This is a genomic window from Brevibacillus sp. TJ4 (assembly GCF_044627595.2).
Lineage (GTDB): Bacteria > Bacillota > Bacilli > Brevibacillales > Brevibacillaceae > Brevibacillus.
In genome coordinates this window covers 210613-229516 of sequence record NZ_CP185865.1, presented here as the reverse complement: position 1 = coordinate 229516, position 18904 = coordinate 210613, and the positions used below count along the sequence as shown (strand labels likewise).

General features: G+C 54.3%; 19 protein-coding genes. 5 read left to right on the top strand and 14 right to left on the bottom strand.

The genetic code is table 11. The features are described from left to right. Positions 1-7: 7 nt before the first annotated feature. Positions 8-754, bottom strand: a complete 747-nt coding sequence (locus ACAF76_RS01035) for a gluconate 2-dehydrogenase subunit 3 family protein (protein ID WP_421617401.1) — start codon at positions 752-754, stop codon at positions 8-10. Between the two features lie 155 nt (positions 755-909). On the opposite strand from ACAF76_RS01035, the gene ACAF76_RS01030 reads away from it, so the two are divergent. Beyond that, the gene (locus ACAF76_RS01030) at positions 910-1605 is read left to right on the top strand and encodes a hypothetical protein (protein ID WP_400162188.1); all 696 of its coding nucleotides are present in this window, start codon (positions 910-912) and stop codon (positions 1603-1605) included. A gap of 80 nt (positions 1606-1685) precedes the next feature. Further along, positions 1686-2054 carry a hypothetical protein gene (locus ACAF76_RS01025; protein WP_400162187.1) on the top strand — a complete coding sequence of 123 codons (369 nt, stop codon included), beginning with the start codon at positions 1686-1688 and terminating at the stop codon, positions 2052-2054. On the opposite strand, the gene ACAF76_RS01020 is transcribed toward ACAF76_RS01025, so the two are convergent. The 11 genes from ACAF76_RS01020 to ACAF76_RS00970 form a co-directional block, all read right to left on the bottom strand. After that, complete coding sequence (locus tag ACAF76_RS01020) at positions 2055-2921, bottom strand: alpha/beta fold hydrolase (protein WP_400162186.1); 867 nt, start codon at positions 2919-2921, stop codon at positions 2055-2057. Positions 2922-3072: 151 nt separating this feature from the next. Next, complete coding sequence (locus ACAF76_RS01015) at positions 3073-4743, bottom strand: glutamine--tRNA ligase/YqeY domain fusion protein (RefSeq protein ID WP_400162185.1); 1671 nt, start codon at positions 4741-4743, stop codon at positions 3073-3075. A 79-nt stretch (positions 4744-4822) separates the two neighbouring features. Next, positions 4823-5437: an SET domain-containing protein gene (locus tag ACAF76_RS01010; protein ID WP_400162641.1), complete on the bottom strand. Its 615-nt coding sequence runs from the start codon at positions 5435-5437 to the stop codon at positions 4823-4825. A 187-nt stretch (positions 5438-5624) separates the two neighbouring features. Next, the gene (locus tag ACAF76_RS01005) at positions 5625-6344 is read right to left on the bottom strand and encodes a glycerophosphodiester phosphodiesterase (protein ID WP_400162184.1); all 720 of its coding nucleotides are present in this window, start codon (positions 6342-6344) and stop codon (positions 5625-5627) included. Positions 6345-6366: 22 nt separating this feature from the next. Next, entirely contained in the window at positions 6367-7695 is a 1329-nt protein-coding gene (locus ACAF76_RS01000) for an ABC transporter substrate-binding protein (RefSeq protein ID WP_400162183.1), read from the bottom strand. Between the two features lie 34 nt (positions 7696-7729). Further along, positions 7730-8557, bottom strand: coding sequence for a carbohydrate ABC transporter permease (locus tag ACAF76_RS00995; RefSeq protein ID WP_400162182.1), 828 nt, complete (start codon positions 8555-8557; stop codon positions 7730-7732). 18 nt (positions 8558-8575) lie between these two features. Beyond that, positions 8576-9529 carry a carbohydrate ABC transporter permease gene (locus ACAF76_RS00990; protein WP_400162180.1) on the bottom strand — a complete coding sequence of 318 codons (954 nt, stop codon included), beginning with the start codon at positions 9527-9529 and terminating at the stop codon, positions 8576-8578. Continuing rightward, positions 9529-10593 (bottom strand): ABC transporter ATP-binding protein, encoded by a 1065-nt coding sequence (locus ACAF76_RS00985; protein ID WP_400162179.1) that lies wholly within the window; start codon positions 10591-10593, stop codon positions 9529-9531. The genes ACAF76_RS00990 and ACAF76_RS00985 overlap by 1 nt, the downstream gene beginning before the upstream one ends. Before the next feature lie 4 nt (positions 10594-10597). After that, positions 10598-11260, bottom strand: coding sequence for an HAD family hydrolase (locus ACAF76_RS00980; RefSeq protein ID WP_400162178.1), 663 nt, complete (start codon positions 11258-11260; stop codon positions 10598-10600). 321 nt (positions 11261-11581) lie between these two features. Continuing rightward, complete coding sequence (locus ACAF76_RS00975) at positions 11582-12307, bottom strand: nucleoside phosphorylase (RefSeq protein WP_400162177.1); 726 nt, start codon at positions 12305-12307, stop codon at positions 11582-11584. A 75-nt stretch (positions 12308-12382) separates the two neighbouring features. Beyond that, positions 12383-13858, bottom strand: a complete 1476-nt coding sequence (locus tag ACAF76_RS00970) for a methyl-accepting chemotaxis protein (protein WP_400162176.1) — start codon at positions 13856-13858, stop codon at positions 12383-12385. A 178-nt stretch (positions 13859-14036) separates the two neighbouring features. Here ACAF76_RS00970 and ACAF76_RS00965 point away from each other — a divergent pair, with 178 nt between their 5' ends. Continuing rightward, positions 14037-14657, top strand: coding sequence for a DUF3298 domain-containing protein (locus ACAF76_RS00965; RefSeq protein WP_400162175.1), 621 nt, complete (start codon positions 14037-14039; stop codon positions 14655-14657). 59 nt (positions 14658-14716) lie between these two features. Here the strand turns inward: ACAF76_RS00965 and cls are convergent, their stop codons facing one another. Together cls and ACAF76_RS00955 are read right to left on the bottom strand one after the other, a co-directional pair. Continuing rightward, positions 14717-16168 (bottom strand): cardiolipin synthase, encoded by a 1452-nt coding sequence (gene cls / locus ACAF76_RS00960; RefSeq protein ID WP_400162174.1) that lies wholly within the window; start codon positions 16166-16168, stop codon positions 14717-14719. Between the two features lie 82 nt (positions 16169-16250). Beyond that, on the bottom strand, positions 16251-17126 hold the full coding sequence (locus tag ACAF76_RS00955; protein ID WP_400162173.1) for a LysR family transcriptional regulator: 876 nt from the start codon (positions 17124-17126) through the stop codon (positions 16251-16253). 138 nt (positions 17127-17264) lie between these two features. On the opposite strand from ACAF76_RS00955, the gene ACAF76_RS00950 reads away from it, so the two are divergent. Continuing rightward, a complete protein-coding gene (locus tag ACAF76_RS00950; RefSeq protein ID WP_400162172.1) occupies positions 17265-18257 on the top strand; it encodes a YeiH family protein in 993 nt (330 codons plus the stop codon). A gap of 48 nt (positions 18258-18305) precedes the next feature. Then, the gene (locus ACAF76_RS00945) at positions 18306-18875 is read left to right on the top strand and encodes a copper amine oxidase N-terminal domain-containing protein (RefSeq protein WP_400162171.1); all 570 of its coding nucleotides are present in this window, start codon (positions 18306-18308) and stop codon (positions 18873-18875) included. Positions 18876-18904: the final 29 nt, after the last annotated feature.

Genomic DNA, 18904 nt, shown 5'->3' with positions numbered 1-18904 from the left:
ATCCCCCTTATCCGGTCTGATGATCCCGCAGACTAAGCGGTTCCATCGTGACGAATTCTTCCTGCTCGATCACTTGCGTATACGCCATCTGGTTTCCGGGGTATCGTTTCAAGCGCCAGCCCTCCATGTTCTTGTTCCCTCCGTATAGCGGATCGGCATACAAGCCCTCCAGTGTGGCCGAACGGAGCATTTGGAAGAAGGCTGTGGCAGAGATCGTGGTCAGGTTGACCTCCCCTGCCTCGAACGCTTTCAGTACCTCATCCTGCTGTTCGGGAGTCAGTTCGCTGAATCGTTTTCCATGCACGTTATTGCTGTAGTTGTTCATTTCCTGGATGCCGATGTCAAAAATTTCCCTGCGTTTCAGACGCCCTTGATAGCCTTGCGTCGCCTCGCCGGGATAAAACGGCCCCTGCATGTAGTCACGTCCGTTGAAGCCCCACTCACCTGCTAGCTGGTGGTCGATAAAGTAGGCTGCACCCAGCGCTTTTGCCCCTGGTCCCAGTTCATCTTCCGGGAAAATCCGCTCACACGCGGCTTCCACGACTTTGAACTGCTCCGGTGTGAAATACATGAGCGCCTGGTTGAAATCGGTTGGAGTCGGTGCTGCCCCTGGTTGTTGCGGCGCTTCCTGTGTTCTCGCCAACAGGCTTCCTGCTACACCGCCAACAACGAGTCCTCCGAGTATCATGCCGGAGTTTTTGAGAAATTTCCGGCGTGATACGGGCTGTTCTTTGTGCTCATTCTGTTCCAACACTACCACCTCCTGATGTCTCTACTCTCCTTTTTGTGCATATTTTCCCAGCTATAAACAGATAATGAGAAATAATTTCCACCAAGAAATGCGGGATGGCTGTTTCAGGCTGACCGCACCATTTTTGCGCACGCCAGACACAAATTTGGAGGGATACGATGAGACGAGCATCACGATGGCTGAGCGCAGGAAGTCTCGGCTTGCTGCTACTACTGTCAGCCTGCAACAACAACCAGGCTACACCACAGCAACCCCAGGAAAATCAGACGCATTCCGGGGAACACGGGGCACACACCCAGCAAAACGGAGTCACTGTCATTCCCAGCGTCGATCGCGACAAACAGCTGACGACCAACCGCGACAACAATACCTTTAGCGGCATGGGAACATCGCTGTACAGCACCATCGGCAGCTCCGGCTTGCACGCCGGAGGTCCGTCTACGAACCTCGAGTCGAAGTTGAACGCTGCTGGCATTCATGGCGTACAAGCGTTGATTGTCAACGACATGATTGTGATTGCTCCCGCTTCTGCCAACACGTCTTCGATCAACCAGGCGGACCCGATGCAAGCACACCTGCTCAGCAATGTAAGGGGGAGCTCCGCCCGCAGCCCGGAATGGCCGGATGGCACGTCCGGGACGATGGGCACGAAGGCGCAGACCCAATCTTTCGCGCACATACGCGACCAGATCGAGCGGCTCTACGGCAGTGATGCACAGGTAATGACCGTCACTTCCCGCGAAGGCCTGCAAGCCTTTGAGCAGGTGAAAAAGCAGATGAACGACGGGAATCAAAACACGCTCCAGGCAGAACAAATCAACACGCTGCTGCGCGAGGCAAAACGACTGCCATAAACGATTGCATACAAAAGGGGACTAGCCTTGGCGCAAGTCCCCTTATTATTATGGTACTCTATTGGTGAAAGGAGGCTGTAATGGGACGAAACATACAGTTTGACAAAGAAGGCCTCACGCTCCACTTGACTGGTCTCACCCGTTTTTTCGCAATGAAAAGCAGCGTGAGGATGCCGTACTCTTCTATCAAGCACGTGCTCGTCGATACGTTTGACGCCCCCCGATGGATGCTGCGGATGCCAGGGACGTCCATTCCCGGAATGAACATTTACGAAGGGAGCTACAAATATGCGAATGAGTGGTATTTTCTCTCATACGCCCAGAGAGTGCCGCTGGTCATCATCGAGCTGGACGGCCATGAAAAGTATCGATATGTGATCTTTCAAATGGATGATCCCACCCGTGTCGCTGCTGACATCCGCCAACATTTGCGGAAGTGGCGAACGTAACTACGACAAGTCTTTCGCAAAAGCGTGTATTTCCCGGATCGTCTCGCGAGGGTGCGTCACCATCAGCAAGTGCTGCGCACCCGCGATTCCTTTCACACAGGCATCCTTTACCATCTCCGGGTACGCTGCGGCTGCCTGGCGCAAAAACGGACGCTGCTGTGGCGACGTGTACTGTTCATCTGCGAGCAGCAGCAACACGGGACAGGAGATCCCCCGAAACAACGTGTCCTTGTCAAATGTGCTGTATGCCTGAAAGTACCCGACAAAAGCCTCGCGGGGTAGCGCATACCGGTACTGCCCATCCTCCGCTTGTACGAGTTCGCCCGCCATCCAACCTGCAGGCAACCCACCCTCGCCGTACCGTTCCGAAAATTGGCGTTCCGCCTCGGCAAGCGACGAAAAGCTTGTGCCCGCCAATCTGTCCGCAGTCTTTTCCACGGAAAATCCGGGCACTTCCCTCAGTCGATAATACCCGCCGTCCAGCAAGATCAAGCCGGAAACCTTTTCCGGAAAACGGATGGCCAGCATCTGGGCCACAACAGCGGCAAAGGAGGCGGCCACAACCGTCAGACGCTCGATTTGCATCCCCTCCAGCCATGCGGCCAGATCGTCGACAATCTGCTCAAACGAATAAGGAGCTTCCCGTATCGAACCACCGTGGCCGCGCAGATCGACAGCGATGACACGGTACTGCTTCGCTAGCTCCGGGATTATTCCGGCATATAGCATTTTCGTGCTGCGGATGGCATGAAGCAGCAAGAGGACCGGCGCCGTAGATGACCCAGCCTCGCCGTATTCCAGTACCAGGTCGCCTCGCTGCCATCGGCACACTTGAGCAAACACACGTCTATCCGCTTCGTTTCCCATACTCTCTCCTCTTTCTCCCTGACAAGCAGCGCCATTCACTGCCTGCGGGTCGTCCTTGCTCCTGTGCTTCCGAATAGAGCAAAACGCTGCCGTGCACGTATAGCGTCGTGCAACAGCAGCGTTTTTCGTTTGTATACACAGTGCCTTGTCTTTACTTCTTCGGCAGTTCGAACGAGCTTTTCAGCGAAACGATCCGGTTAAAGATCAGCTTGTCAGCCGTCGAATACTTTGGATCGACGTTGAAGTAGCCGTGGCGGAAGAACTGGAACTTGTCATGCGGCTTTGCTTCCTTCATGTTCGGCTCGACAAAGCCGTTCAATATTTCCAGCGAGTTTGGATTGATGTTGTCCAAAAACGTCCCTTCCTGGTCTTCCTCGTCCTCCAGGATCAATGGCTCGTACAGGCGGAATTCAGCTGGAACAGCCTGGCTCGCCTCCACCCAGTGGATCGTTCCCTTGACTTTGCGTCCGGTAAAGCCACTGCCGCTCTTCGTTTCCGGGTCGTAGGTGCAATGAATTTCCACGACATTGCCTGCTTCGTCCTTGATGACATCGTGGCACTTGATGAAGTACGCGTGCTTGAGACGCACCTCATTGCCCGGGAACAGGCGGAAGTATTTGCTTGGCGGGTTTTCCATGAAATCGTCCTGCTCGATGTAGATTTCGCGGGAAAACGGAATTTGGCGTACGCCCATTTCTTCGTTCTCCGGGTTGATCTCGGCATCCAGCATCTCCACTTGCCCTTCCGGATAGTTGGTAATGACCACTTTCAACGGGTTGAGTACAGCCATCGTGCGCGGCGCTTTCAGCTTGAGGTCTTCGCGAATGAAGTGCTCCAGCATTTTCTCATCGACAGTGCTGTTGCTGCGAGCCACGCCGATTTCCCGGGCGAATGTGCGGATGGCCTCCGGTGTGTACCCGCGGCGACGCAGTCCGGCAATCGTCGGCATGCGCGGATCATCCCAGCCGTCGACGATCTTTTCGTCGACCAACAGCTTCAGTTTGCGCTTGCTCATCACCGTATTGGTCAGATTGAGGCGGGCGAATTCGTACTGACGCGGTACGTTTTCCATCTCGCATTCGCTGATGACCCAGTCATACAGCGGACGGTGGTCTTCAAACTCCAGCGAACAGAGCGAGTGCGTAACACCCTCAATCGCATCCTCCAGAGGATGGGCGAAGTCGTACATCGGGTAGATGCACCATTTGTCGCCAGTGTTGTGATGATGTGCGTGCGAGATGCGGTACAATACCGGATCGCGCATGTTGAAGTTGGGGGAGCTCATGTCGATCTTGGCTCGAAGCACTTTTTCCCCGTCCTTGAACTCGCCTTTGCGCATCCGTTCGAACAAATCCAGGTTTTCTTCAGCAGTCCGGTTGCGGTACGGGCTTTCGACCCCCGGTTCTGTCAAAGTACCGCGCAGCTTGCGCATCTCTTCTGCAGGGAGATCGTCCACATACGCCTTGCCTTTTTTGATCAAGAGCACCGCTCTGTTGTACATCTCCTCAAAGTAGTCCGAGGCGAAATACAGTCCGTCCCATTCGAAGCCAAGCCACTTCACATCTTCCTTGATCGCCTCTACGAATTCGATATCTTCCTTTACCGGGTTGGTATCGTCAAAACGCAGATTGGTTCTCCCATTGAACTCGTCTGCCAGTTCAAAGTTCAGGCAGATTGCTTTGGCATGTCCAATGTGAAGGTATCCGTTCGGCTCTGGTGGGAACCGGGTAACGACTTCCTTTACTTTCCCGCTTTCCAGGTCTTCAATGACGATATTTCGGATAAAAGAGGATGATGCTACCTTGTTTTCCAACGAAATCAACCTTTCCCTTCACCTTTACACTCCATAATACTGATTCTGCTCTTATAGTTCAACAAAATCGGACCCGATGAAGGCCCGATTATTCCTTGCTCTCCTCTTTTTTCCGCTCTGCCCGGCAATACAGGTGGACGAGCGAATCGATCGGGGCCTGCTGCTCCACGATTGCCCTGATCTTCTCCCGGTGTTTGGGGCGTATCAAAAAACCAAGCGGCTGTTTGACCTGATGAAAGCTGCGAAACGCTTCTTCTGCGATCCGGTCCCAGCGCTGATGGTAGTGCAACAGATCGTCTGGCAGTACGCGCGTGCGGTCCGTGCCCTCTTCCGGCAAGCAATCAAACGGCTCATCCAGGTTGAGCGTGCCGTAGTCATCTGTCAGTTGCTCGCCGGGATAGATGTCGCGGGCGGCCAACTCCAGGTCGTACATGGTGTCCACGCAGGTAGGATGGAAGCTGTGATTGACGAACCTCGCCTTATCCCAGCACAAGATGTACTGTCCGAACTGGTTTTTGAACGCGTATTTTTGCACTTCCCGCTTCCGCAGCGGGTCCAGTCTCTCGACATAATCCGGGTCCAGCTTTTGATCCAGGTCGTCGAGCGCCCAGACGATCGTTCCTTTGGGAATCAGCCGGGTCGCAAAAACCCCGTAGCCGATCCGGCTATTGATATACCGAAGCTCCGTGTCGGGATGGATCATCCTTTGTTCCAACTCCTTGGCCTCTTTTTCTCAATATAAGCAAAAGGGTACGGAGTGGTGTGGCGATCCGTGGAGAGAGGCAGCCTAAATTTCGAGTAGATAAATAGGAAAAGTAAGATTAACAAAAAACAAACAGGAAAGCCGCCGGATTCCGCATCCCCTCCGGCGGCACACAAGCATTTATTCCTTATAGATATTCCAACATCAGATCGGGGTGGTTGGTACAAATCTGAACGTCAGGATGCCAAGACAGCACCGTACGAATCGCATCCGGGTCGTCCAGCGTCCAGGCGATCACCTTGAATCCTTCCTGAATCACCGTGTTGACCAGCTCCTGGTTCAAGTACGTGTACTCCATCGCCAGGATGTTTGCCCCCGCCGCTTGCAATTGCTCCAGCAGCATGACCGGGCGTCCGAACACGATCAGTCCGGTCTGTACGTCAGCGTCCAGCGAGCGGACATGGCGAATCAATTGATGGTCAAAGGAGGTGATGTACACCTGGTCTTTCATTGCGTGACGCTCCAGCAGTTCCAGCACTTTTTCCGCCAGTCCCGGATACATCTCGCTCGTCGCCTTCAGTTCGAGATTCAGCGTGCAACGCCCTTTTGCGGCAAGCAACGCTTCCTCCAGAGTCGGGATTCGCTCTCCGGCAAATTTTGGATTGTACCAACTGCCCGCATCCAGCGAGCGCAACTGTTCCAACGTGTGGTCTTTGACGAGTCCGGTGCCGTTCGTCGTTCGCCCTAGCGTAAAATCGTGAATCAGGACCGGAACGCCGTCGCGGGAAAGCTGTACATCAACCTCGATTCCGCGAATCGCGGGTTCCGCCAATGCCAGTCGGATTGCCGTCATCGAGTTTTCCGGTGCCTTGCCAGACCAACCGCGATGTGCCATACATACGTTCATGGTGCGCTCTCCTTTTCTCGTCTTATTTTTTCAGCAGTTTTTCCCCTTTGTCCGCAGCATTCTGCAATGCCTCGTCAATGCTCGCCTGACCGAGGACAGCGCGCTGAATTTCAGTCATAATGACTTCTTGCAGTTCTTTGTAGCCAGGAACCGTCGGGCGTGGAGAAGCGTACTCCAGTTGTTTGACTGCTACCTGGAAGTTTGGTTCTTTTTCATAGGCGGCTTTCATTTCGGCCGATTCTACTGCCTCTGTCGTCACCGGCATATACCCGGATTCCAGGGAGAACGGTACCGTTTGCGCCGTATCGGTCATCCAGCTGACAAACTCCCAGGCAGCTTTCTTTTCTTCTTCCGGCGATTTCGCCAGGATGACCAGGTTGGCCCCGCCAGTCGGTGCGCCGTAGCTCTTGTTGGCTGGCATAAAGGCAGTGCCGACCTCAAACGGAGCGCTTTCGTTCAGCCCGCGCAAATCCCCGGTGGAGGTGAAAATCATCGCGACCTGCTGGTTGATGAAGTCTTGTTTGGCTACATCCCAGGCGTTGTACTTTTCCCCTGGAGGAGCCTTCATGCTGCCTTCCTTGATCATCTCGGTCCAGAATTGCAGTGGCGCTTTTCCTTCTGGCGTGTTGATGCCCAGCTTGCCGTCATCCGTTACGACCAGGCCGCCGCTCTGGAAGACGAGTGCTTCGTAGAACCAGATGTCAATTGGCGTAGAGAAGCCGTATGTCGCCGTCTTGTCCCCGTCTTTTTTGGTCAGGGTATTGGCGAATTGGCGCAGTTCTTCCCATGTCTTCGGTCCGTTCGGGTCCAGTCCGGCTTCCTTGAGCATGTCGCGGTTTACGTAGAGCAACGGTGTAGAGCGGTTAAACGGGATGGCGTACAGCTTGTCGTTCCAGTAGGAGTTGCCCAGCAGGCCTGGGATGTACTTGCTCTCGGCTCCGTTGGCGTACGGACCCAGATCCTCCAGCACTTTGGCATCGGCAAACGCCCCGATCGAACCTACCTCGACCATCGTCACGTCCGGCTGGTTGTTTGCCGCTACCGCAGCCAGTACCTTGGAGTGGTTTTCATAGTAATCTCCCTGATACGAAGCATTTACCTTGATGTGCGGGTGGCTATCGTTAAACTTTGACACCAGCCCCTGGATCAGCTCTCCGTTGCGACCGCCAAGCGAGTACCAGAAATCGATCTCGACCGGTTGGCTGGCAGCTTCAGTCTGACTTGCCGCAGGTGCGGACGTCGAACCTGCACCGCTCGTAGTGCCGGTCGAAGACGGGTTGCTGCCGCATCCGGCCAAAAATGTCGTCACACTCAACACACACGCAATCATGGATACATGAAAATTCCTCATTATTCTTTTCCTCCTCAGGTCAGGTAGAGAAACTTTACTTGGATTGGTATACAAATGCGTTGATAATATGGCGTTGCGCAAAGAAGAACACGACGAGAATCGGCAGGACGAGAATCATATTCCCCGCCATGATGACATTCCACTGCTTGCCGCCTTCTGCAGCCTTGAGCATGGAAATCCCGATCGGCAGCGTACGGACGCTTTCGCTGTTGGTCATAATCAGCGGCCAGAAATAGTCGTTCCAGTGGTAAATGAAACTGAACAGTCCGAATGTGACCAGCACCGGCTTCGCCAAAGGCACCATGATCGTCCACATGATTTTCCACTCGGAGGCATTGTCCAGTCGGGCGGCTTCAATCACCTCGTCTGGCACCTGCATGAACGACTGCCGCAGCAGGAAGATGCCAAATGCACTCGCGCCAAACGGCAGGATGAGCGCCCACAGCGTATCCACCAGTCCCCAGTGGCTCATCTGCACGTATACAGGCAAAAAGATCACTTGCGAGGGAATCATCAGGGCAATCAGGCTCATGCCGAACAGCAGCTTTTTCCCCCGGAAGTTGTACCGGGCAAACGCATAGGCTGCGGGTACGCCGATGAGGAACTGCAAAATCAGCGTGCCCACGGCGACGACCAGGCTGTTCCACAAATAGGTGAGAAATGGTCCCGAGCTCCAGGCGATGCGGAAGTTCTCGATCAGCCACGATTCCGGCCACCAGGTCGGAGGGAACCGGTATACTTCAGGCATGGTTTTGAACGCCGTCAAAAGCATCCACAAGAACGGGAAAACGAACACCAGCGCGACTGCCGCCAGTAGGACCCACTCGATGGTTTTCAGGCTGATTTTTCCGATCTGTCCCATGTGGTCTCCTCCTTTCTTTTACTGGTAGTGGACGCGTTTTCCCATGACCCGGAAGTGCAGGAAGGTCAGGATGCCGACCACAGCCAGCAGGATCACCGAAGCAGCAGAGGCTGCACCGCCGTTGTAGAAGTCGATTCCTTGTTCGTAGATGTAGAAGACGAGCATGTTGGTGCTGTTGATCGGTCCGCCCTGGGTCATAATGTAGATCGTGTCAAAGACTTGAAAGGACGAGACCGTATTGATCACCAGCAAAAAGAACAGCGTAGGCGACAGCATCGGAACAGTGATCCGGGTCAGTGTTCTCCACCAGGGAGAGTGGTCGAGCTGCGCCGCTTCGTAAATATCCCGGGGAATGCTCTGCAACCCGGCGATGAAGACGAGCGTATTGTAGCCGAGCCCTTTCCAGATGCTGACGAGAATCAGCGACACCATCGCGCTTCCCGGTTGGGCGAGCCAGGTATAGCCCGGGAGTCCGACCATCTCCAGGATGGCGTTCAACAGTCCGTACTGCGTATCCATCAGCCACATCCACAGCATCGACACCGATACGAGCGAAATGATGTGCGGACTGAACACAGCCGCCTGGATCACGCCGTAAACCTTGGCTTTTTGGTTGAGCCACAGCGCCAGGAAAAAGGAGAGAACGATACCCAGCCCCACCGTACAGACCGTGTACACAAACGAGTTGCCCAATACCTGGTAAAAATCGGAGTCGCCAAGCAGCTCGGTGTAATTTTCCAACCCGACCAGTTCGATCTCATCCAGATTGAGAAGCGACCAGTCAAAGAAGGAAAGATAGATGACGTAGGCGATGGGAAAGAAGAAAAACAGGGTGAAAAAAATCATCGCCGGCGTTACATACAGATAGGGACGAATCCGCTCCATCCAGGTCTGGGCAAATCCTGCAGTCCGCTGCTGTGCAGCCGGGGTGACGGCTTCAGCCAGCCCGTGGACTGTCGCTTCTTTCCGCATCAGACACCCCCTCCAGCGAGCATCTGATTCCGCTCCGTCGCCGACCGTACGATCCGTTTCCCGGAATGTTGGTCAAATTCGTACAGGTACGATGGCGACACGCAGACCTGGACGTTGCTGTCGATGTCCACGCCGTTGTCCGTGTCGACCTTGACGACTACCCTGCCTTTTTCCGTCTGCACGTAATACAGCGACTCGGCTCCGAGTATTTCCCGCGAAACGACGCGACCACGCAGGGTGAGCATCTCCTGTCCGCCTACCTGGGAAACTGCATCTGGCAAGATCACGGCCTTTTCCGGGCGGAAACCCCAGAGATTCCCGCTGCCGTTCTCCGCAGGGATGATATTCATGGCTGGAGAACCGATAAACTGGGCGACGAACAGGTTTTCCGGCTCCTGGTACAAATCCATCGGAGCAGCGACCTGCATGATGTTGCCTTCGTTCATCACGACAATCTGGTCTCCCATCGTCATCGCCTCGACCTGGTCGTGCGTGACGTAGATAAAGGTGCTGCCCAACTGCTTGTGCAAACTGGTCAGCTCGACGCGCATCTGGTTGCGCAGCTTGGCATCCAGATTGGAGAGCGGTTCGTCCATCAAAAACACCTTGGGCTTTTTCACCATGGCACGGGCCAGCGCGACACGCTGCCGCTGCCCACCAGAGAGCTGGGACGGCTTGCGCTTGAGATACGGCGTCAGACCGACGATTTCCGCGATCTCCTCGACGAGAACCTTGCACTCCTTCTTCGGCGTACCCCGGTTGCGCAGGCCGTAGGCGATATTGTCAAATACGTTCATCGTCGGATAGAGCGCATAGTTCTGGAACACCATTGCCACGTCCCGCTTTCCAGGCGGAAGCTGGTTGACTACGGTATCGCCGATCCTGATTTCTCCTTCTGTGGCGCTTTCCAGACCGGCAATCATCCGCAGGGTTGTTGATTTCCCGCACCCTGAAGGGCCAACCAGAACGGTAAACGATCCGTCGGGAACGAACAGACTGATTCCCTTTACGACGTTTTGATTGTGAAAGGTTTTGCTAATCTGATGAAGTACCACCTCTGCCATTTCCTCATCCTCCTGCTTTGGTTTTCACAGTCAACATTTCAAAAGCGAAGGTCTGAAAATCGGGAAACCGCTTATCCGGGTTGGCATTGGTCCACTCTTCACGCCCATACCATTCCAGTACGACAGCTGGCACACCGGCTGCTTTGGAAGCCAGCACATCAAAGCGACTGTCGCCGATCATTACGGCTTCCCACGGCTGTTTGTCCAGCTCCTGCAACGCTTTTTGCAGAGGCTCTGCAGACGGTTTTCCCCGCGCGACATCATCGACCGCCACTACTGCGTCAAACAGCCCGGCGATGCCCGCCAGCTCCAGTGTTGCTACGGCGAATTCCCGTTGTTTGTTGGTGACGATAGCCAGTTGGTACCCGGCTGCTTTCAACTGCTCCAATCCATCCCGTACGCCGGTGAACAATGTGGCATGGTCCTCCAGATGAGCGCGCACATGAGCGAAGTAGTGCGACAGCACCTCGCTTTTGTCGAGCTTGCCTGCTGCTAGCGCAACATCCATGAGAAAGTCGTCGAACGACTCGCCAAAACGGGAAACAAGCTCTTCTCGGCTAAACTGCCCCGGTGCAAAATGCTCTGCTGTATGAGCGACCGACTCAATGACGGCATCGCGGCTGTCCACCAGCGTACCATCCAAGTCAAACATCAAAACCCGATTCATCGTGTACATTCTCCTTCGCTGGCATGTAAGGGGGAAGATAAAAATAACTGATTTTTATGAAAATTTTTCGTGTTCATCATATCCTGGAGGCTTTTTCTATCCCCGCTTCAAGGAGCCCATTTACTTTCGCACCTTGAATGGTACAAAAAGCTCGTTAATCTGACGTGAAGCAAATGTAAACAATCCTCTGTGATTTCGTTAAACTCTGCTGCGCGCTCTTTGTCTTGCTTGGGCAAACAAAAAAAGGGGGCATTTCCGCACTCCTGCTCACTGCAGGCGCGAAATGCTCCCTCGTTTGTTCACCAAAATTTGGCATTTTGTTTACAATTCCACTGCAACCAGGGCATCGAGCGCGATCACGGCCTCTTCTTCTACGGCCCGCGCTACTTCCTCGGTATGCGGGTTGTACTCCTCCTGCAAGTCGGCATCGGCGTAACCGTCAATCGCCAAAATCGCACCTGCCTTGACTCCGCGAAGCGACGAGATGACGAACAACGCCGTATTTTCCATCTCTACCGCGAGCACACCCGCCTTTTGGTACAGTTTGTGCGGAAATTCCAGCACCCCGCTGTAGAAGACGTCCAGAGTCAAGGTCATCCCTTCTGCTACCGGAAGGCGATCGTTACGAGACGAAGCTGCTTGTACCAGCGCCTCCACCACATGGCGATCCGGCACAGCCGGGAAACCTGGCGGAACGAGCTGGCTGGTCAATCCATCCTGCCGAACAGCCGATGTGCTGATGACGAGGCTGCCCGGCTTGATCTCGCGTTGGTAGGAGCCAGCCGTCCCGACGCGAATGATCGCCTGCACGCCTCCTTTGGCCAACTGTTCGAAACAGACGGCCGCACCTGGCGCGCCGACACCGTGGCTGACGACGCCGACCTCTGTGCCCTTCCAGAAACCGGCAAAGCTGTGGTATTCCCGGTTTGCTCCAATGGGACGATGCCCGTCCAGCCGGGACGCGATCGCGGCTGCCCGCTTGGGATCACCGCAAACGATGACCCGCTTGGGCAATTGCCTTGGGTCTACTTGCAAATTGACTAGCATCTCCATCCTGCTCCTTCCGCGATGCGGGTAGGGGGCCTGCGTGCCTCATTTTCGCCCTACGATCTTCTGCTGCTTTTACGATGTGTGGAAGGATTGCTGCAGGCGGTGGGACAATTTGTTCAACTCGCCCAGCTCTTCCGTAATCTCCCGTACTTTTTGGTGCTGGTTCTCGGCGGTCGCAAACAGCTCCTCCAGGTTGGCAACCGACTGTTCCGTGACGGCCGTAATCGTCGACATCTCGGACGCCACCTCGCTCGACCTGCTTTTGATCCGATCCATGCTCGTGCGGACGTGCTCGGTCGCCGTCACGAACGATTCCATTCCCGTACGCACCGTTTCAATCGAGGCTACGGTCTGGACTGCCAATTCCTGTCCCTTGGCGACAGACGCCTCGCCATTGCTCATATGCTGTACCGCATTTTGGCTTTCACTGTGCAGTACCTGCAAGATCTGCACGATTTCCTCGGTAGCGTTGGCGCATTGTTCAGCCAGCTTGCGCACCTCGTCGGCGACGACAGCAAAACCGCGACCGTGCTCCCCGGCGCGCGCCGACTCGATCGCCGCATTGAGCGCCAATATATTGGTCTGTGCCGCAATCTGATTAATCGCCGCGACAATTTCTTCTACCCGGTTGGCCTGGCGGTTCAACTGATGGATCGTGGTCGATGTGATGTCGACGGCTTGTACGATCTGATCCATTTGCCTGGACAGCTCGTTCATCATCGCGACACTTTCCGCCAATCTGCGGTTGTTTTGGTCCGCCTCGTCCTTCATCGTCGCCGCCTTTTCGGAGACATCGACGATTTCGTGGTCGATCGACTGCACTTCCTCTTCGATCTTCAATGTCGAATTGGCCTGCGCCTCCATGCCCGTAGCCACTTCCTTGAAGGCGATCATCATGTCGTCTGTGTTTTGCCGGGTTCCTTCCGCATGGCCGAGGACAAACTGCGAGGTGCGATCCAGCTGTTCCGTCATCACCTGGATCTGTTCCAGCATTTCCGTCAGTCGCTGTTCCTTTTCCTCGGCTTCCAGGCGCGCGTCTTCCGCCTTTTTCAGCGATGCTTGTCCAGCCAGGCACAGGTAACTCAAAGCAATCATCATCACAATGATCATCACCATGCGCACGATCAGGTTGACCTCGTTGGCATCGCCGCTAAACAGCTCGAACATGCCAGTCGTGTATCCAGTGACGGTAGCCAAAATCTCCATCAAGCCCGTATACACGACCACTTTCCAATCGAGATAGGCCGCCAGAAAACCCATCACGATAAAAGAAAGAAACGCAACCTCATCATACTGCGTGAAATGGTCGAAGGAGATCGCGTAAAACATCAGGCCGGTCGCGACCAGATAGCGAATGACCCGGCTGTTTTTACGGATGAAGTAATAAGGCGATACGATCAATGTAACGATGAGTCCCAAAGAGCTGACACTCCAAAAACTTGCCTCGAACTGATACGCGATGAGAGCAGCCAACCATAAATGATTCCACAAAATAAAAATCATAAAGCCTTCTTTGTTAGTCAGGGTGTTGCGAATCAACTGAATCATACAGCCCCTCCTTTTGAACTACTCATCTTCTTGTACTTCTCCTTTCATTATAAAACGCTTATGACTCCAGCACTATCCTAGTATGTGAATAATTTGGCAAAAATCGCAAACCTCTTTTTCGGCTTGCGAATAGGCTATTGCAGGAGACAGAAATTTGCAAAGGAGGCATACGAGGTACATGCCACAACCACAGCTTCCCGCTACTGTTCTGACCCGCGCCGTCACCGGCAGGAACCGCCAGATTTACTACCCGCAGTTGGCGAATCTGGCCAATCACCAGGCGGAAACGCAAATCAACCGCATCCTCTTCCAGACTGTCCAAGGGCTGATCAAAGACCAGCAAAATGTCCAGGTTCCCGGCGATACCCAAATGCAAGGCAGCTACGAGATCAAGAACAACCAGCGGGGCATTTTCAGCACCACCCTGAGCAACTACGCCTACACCCCGCGCATGGCGCATGGCATGACGTTTCTCGGCTCGGTGACAGCCAATATCCATACCGGCGCCATCTACAGCCTGCGCAGCCTGTTCAAGCCCGGCAGCAACTACGTCGAGGTCATTTCCGCCCACGTCAAGGAACAGATCAGAAGGCGGCAAATCCCGACCCTGCAGGAATTTACCGCGATTAGTCCGGACCAGGAATTTTATCTCGCTGACAAAACCCTGGTCATCTATTTTCAGTTGTACGCCATCACGCCGTATTATGTCGGCTTTCCGATGTTTCCGATCTCGGTGTACGATCTCGAACCGATCATCGACGAAAACGGACCGCTTGCGATCTTGGCAGCCGATATTTGACCAGGCTGACCGCTGCACCGCCAAAAAAGCCGCCCCTCAATGAAGGGCGGCTTTTTTTTTTACAAAATCGGCGACAAAAGCCGAGTCAGCGACTCCAGCATGCGCAAATGCAAGGGCCGCTTCACGTACTCCTCCATCGTCACTTCCTGGCAATCCTTTTGATCGGAGAGGAACTGCTCCTCCAACTGCGTCGCCAGCTTGGAGTCGTACAGGAAGGCATTCGTTTCAAAATTGAGCTTGAAGCTGCGGATGTCCACGTTGGCTGTCCCGACCGAGGCGAGTTCGGAATCGACGACAATCGTCTTGGCGTGCATGAAGCCTTTTTCGTACAAAAAACAGCGCACTCCGCTTTTCACCACGTCTCCCAAATACGAGTGGGAGGCCCAGTAGACCATCTTGGAGTCGGGGCGACCGGGAATCATTACCCGGACGTCTACACCGGACATCGCCGCCATTTTTAATGCTGTTAAAATGTTATCGTCAGGAATAAAATATGGAGTTTGCAAATAAATCCTCTTTTTCGCCTTGTAGATCATTTTCAGCAGTGCATGCTTGATTTGCTGCTTTTCCGAGTTGGGACCGCTGGAGACGATCTGCACGCCGCTGCCGTCCGCCACCCTGTCACATTCCGGGAAGTAGAAAGACGACTGCTCCATCCGCTTGGGCGATGCCAGGTTCCAGTCGAGAAAAAAGCGCGATTGCAGCATGTAGACGGCGTTTCCCTGGATGCGCAGATGCGTGTCCCGCCAGTAGCCCAAATGCTTGCTTTTGCCCAGGTACTCGTCCCCGATGTTGAAGCCGCCGATGTAGCCGATCGCGCCGTCGATAATCGTCAGCTTCCGGTGGTTGCGGAAGTTGACGCGAAAATTGACCAGCGGAATTTTGGAAGGAAAAAAGGGAACAGCCTCTCCCCCGGCCGCCACCAACGGACGGAAGAAGCGGGCCATCGTATTCGGCGAACCGACGGCGTCGTACAGCACCCTGACCTCCACGCCTTGTTTGGCCTTGGCGACCAAGAGCTCCCGCAACCGTTTGCCCAGCTCGTCATTGCGAATAATGTAGTACAGCAGGTGGATATGCTCCTTCGCCTGCTCTATTTCCGCGAGCATCTCCTCGAACAGCGGCTGCCCCTCCGTGTATATCCGCACGACGTTGTCTTGCGTATACAGGGCTCCGTCACTGACCAGGTTCATGTAGATCATGTCGCGATGCTTTTCGATTGCCGGGTCGTGGACGCGGAACGCGCCGCTCTCCAGCAATTGCTTTTCCCTTTCCACGACCGAATGGAATTGGGAAAGCTCCCCTTCCTTGAGCCGGTACAGCCTTCGTTTGTTCAGCTTCTGCCCAAAGATCAGGTACAGCACAAATCCGACGATCGGCAAAAACAGCAGTACCATCAACCACGCCCAGGTGGCTGCGATATTTCTTCTCTCCAAAAAAATGAGAACGGCCGCCAAAATAATGTTCGATAGCAAAATAATCGCATATAGAAACTGCTGCAAAACCTGCATTCAACCACATCCGTGTATGAGATTCCTATCAATTTTACATGAAACGAAATGCGCTTGCACCTCGCTGCCCTGCCGCGCCACGCTACCCTCGACGCAGCAAATCGAGAAACACTTCCAACGCCTTCGTGCGAAACGGATTGGACTGCGTGACGAGTGAAAACTTTCGCGTCACCGGGGTTTGTTCGACATTCAGAGTGCACAGTGTGTCCAACTGCTGTTCTTTGCGGATGGCCCAAAACGAGAGCAAGCTGATGCCCAGTCCCGCCTCGACCGACTCCTTGATGAGCTGGGTGCTGCCGAACTCCATCAGCTTTTGTGGACGAATGTGCAGCTGGTCAAACAGCTTTTCCGCCGCTTCTCTCGTCCCCGAGCCCTCTTCCCGGACGATCCAGGTCTGCTCCGCCAACTCTTCCCGGGTTACCCGCTCCTTTGCTGCCAGCGGGTGGCGGGACGAGGCGATCACATACATGCGGTCGTCGGCGATCGGCTCCACATCCATTTTTTCGCCTACGTATTCGCTCTCGACGATGCCCACATCGAGCTGCCGACTGGCTACCTGCGAGGAAATGACGCGGGAATTGTGGATCGTGATTGCAGGTGTAATCAGCGGGTACTGCTCCCGCATGCGGGAAATCACATGCGGCAGCACGTATTCTCCGTACGTGTAGCTGGCCCCGATCGTCAACGGGCCGCCTGGTGTATGCAGCATGTCTTCAACCAGATGGTGCATGCGGATGTACAAGCCCAATATTTCTTTGGCGTGGTGATAGACAAGTTCTCCGGCTTTATTCAGTTGGACGTATTTGTTGTTTCGCTCCAGCAGCGTGCAGCCCATCGCCTGTTCCAGCGACTTGATGTACTGGCTGACCGCAGGCTGTGTCATATGAAGCTCCTCCGCTGCCCGGGAAAAGCTGCGGCGCTCCACTACTGTGACAAACACGCGCAATTGCTGGTCCACTACGCATGACTCCTTTCCTCTGCTCTGCCCCCATTTTACTATAACCTTTTACTTATGATTACAATTATTATCATTTATTTTCCTTATATACGTGGTTGCGGTATGCTGGGGAGTATCCAATAGGGGGAATGAGAGAACATGTTCGCTTTGAGTGGTGGTATTGCCTGTACATTGTTGATCGCTCTGGCAGGATTTGGCCTGTCCATGATTCCCGGCTTTGACCGGATCGGTCCGCTTGCCTGTGCGATTTTTTTAGCGGTGGCGTATCGAAGCGTGTTCGGATACCCGGAAGCGCTTCGTCCCGGCCTTCAGTTTGCCGCAAAAAAACTGCTGCGCTTCGCAATCATTTTATACGGTTTGAAGCTGAACATCGGCATAGTGTTGAGCCAGGGGCTTGGCCTGCTGCTGCTCGACGCCGCGGTCGTCCTCTTTGCCATCCTGCTCATGCAAGGATTCAGCAAGCAGAAAAATTCGCCCTCATCGATTCCGCTTTTGCTCGGGGTCGGAACAGGCGTGTGTGGAGCTGCTGCCATCGCCGCCGTCTCCCCGATCATCCGGGCAAAAGACGAAGATACGGCGGTCAGCGTCGGCATGATCGCACTGGTCGGCACTTGCTTCGCGCTGTTGTACACGTTCGTCCGACCTTATTTGCCCTTGTCGGACGCGGCATATGGAGTCTGGTCAGGGATCAGCCTGCATGAATTGGCCAATGTAGCGCTGGCGGCAGCTCCCGCCGGAGAGGACGCAGTGGCGATGGCTCTTTTGGCAAAATTGGGGCGCGTCCTGCTGCTCGTCCCGCTCTGCCTGATCATCATGTACATGGTGAAGCGCAAAGGGTCAGCAGAAGGAGAGGCAAATATTTCCTTTCCGTGGTTTCTCCCCGGATTTCTCGCCATGAGCCTGTTTGGGACGTATGTGCTGGGCACCTACATCCCGGTGACAGAAACCTTTCAGACGGCTGCGGCAACCGTGACGACCTTTATCCTGACGATGGCGATGGCGGGCATGGGCCTGGACATCAATCTGCGTGCTCTGGGCAAGGCGGGCAGACCGTTGGCAGCCATGGTCGCTACTTCGGTCTTGCTTTCCGGGCTGTCGTTAGTTTTGATCGCTTTTACGGACTGGTTTTGATAAAATATCACTAGTTTTTACCTTAACTAAAAATGGAGGCCGTTTATTTTGAAAAATTTTCGCACTCTACTTCTCTCTCTTACCCTTCTCGCGCCTCTTTACGCTGGCCCGATCCAGTCGGTTGACGCCTCTGCGACGCTGCGCCTGGAAGTAAACGGACAGGCGGTAGCCTACAGTCAGGCACCGACTTTGGAGGAAGGTCTGATCATGCTGCCTATGCGCCCGATTTTTGAGGCGGATGGCTTCCAGATCGAATGGGTACCTGAGACCTCTTCTGTGAAAGCCACAAAGGAAGGGATGAACCTGTTGGTTACCGTCGGCAGCAAGCAAGCCACCGTGAATGGCACGCCGACAGAGATGTTCGATCCCGTCAGCAAAGTAAACGGCTCGATCATGGTCCCAGCCACTTTTGTCGCCCAAGTATTCAACGGTCAGGTTGTCTGGGACAAAATCACGAGAACGGTCAGTATCAGCCACTATGAAATACCGGCTCATGCTCAAAATCCGATAACCATTACGTATGAAGATGGTGTACAACTGCCCGTTTACGATATCTCCGAGGTTACTCCCCTTCCCGGCGTAACGCTGATCGAGGACAAACCGCTGTTTGACGAATAGGGAAAGAAACAGAAAGTAAGGCTCCCTTG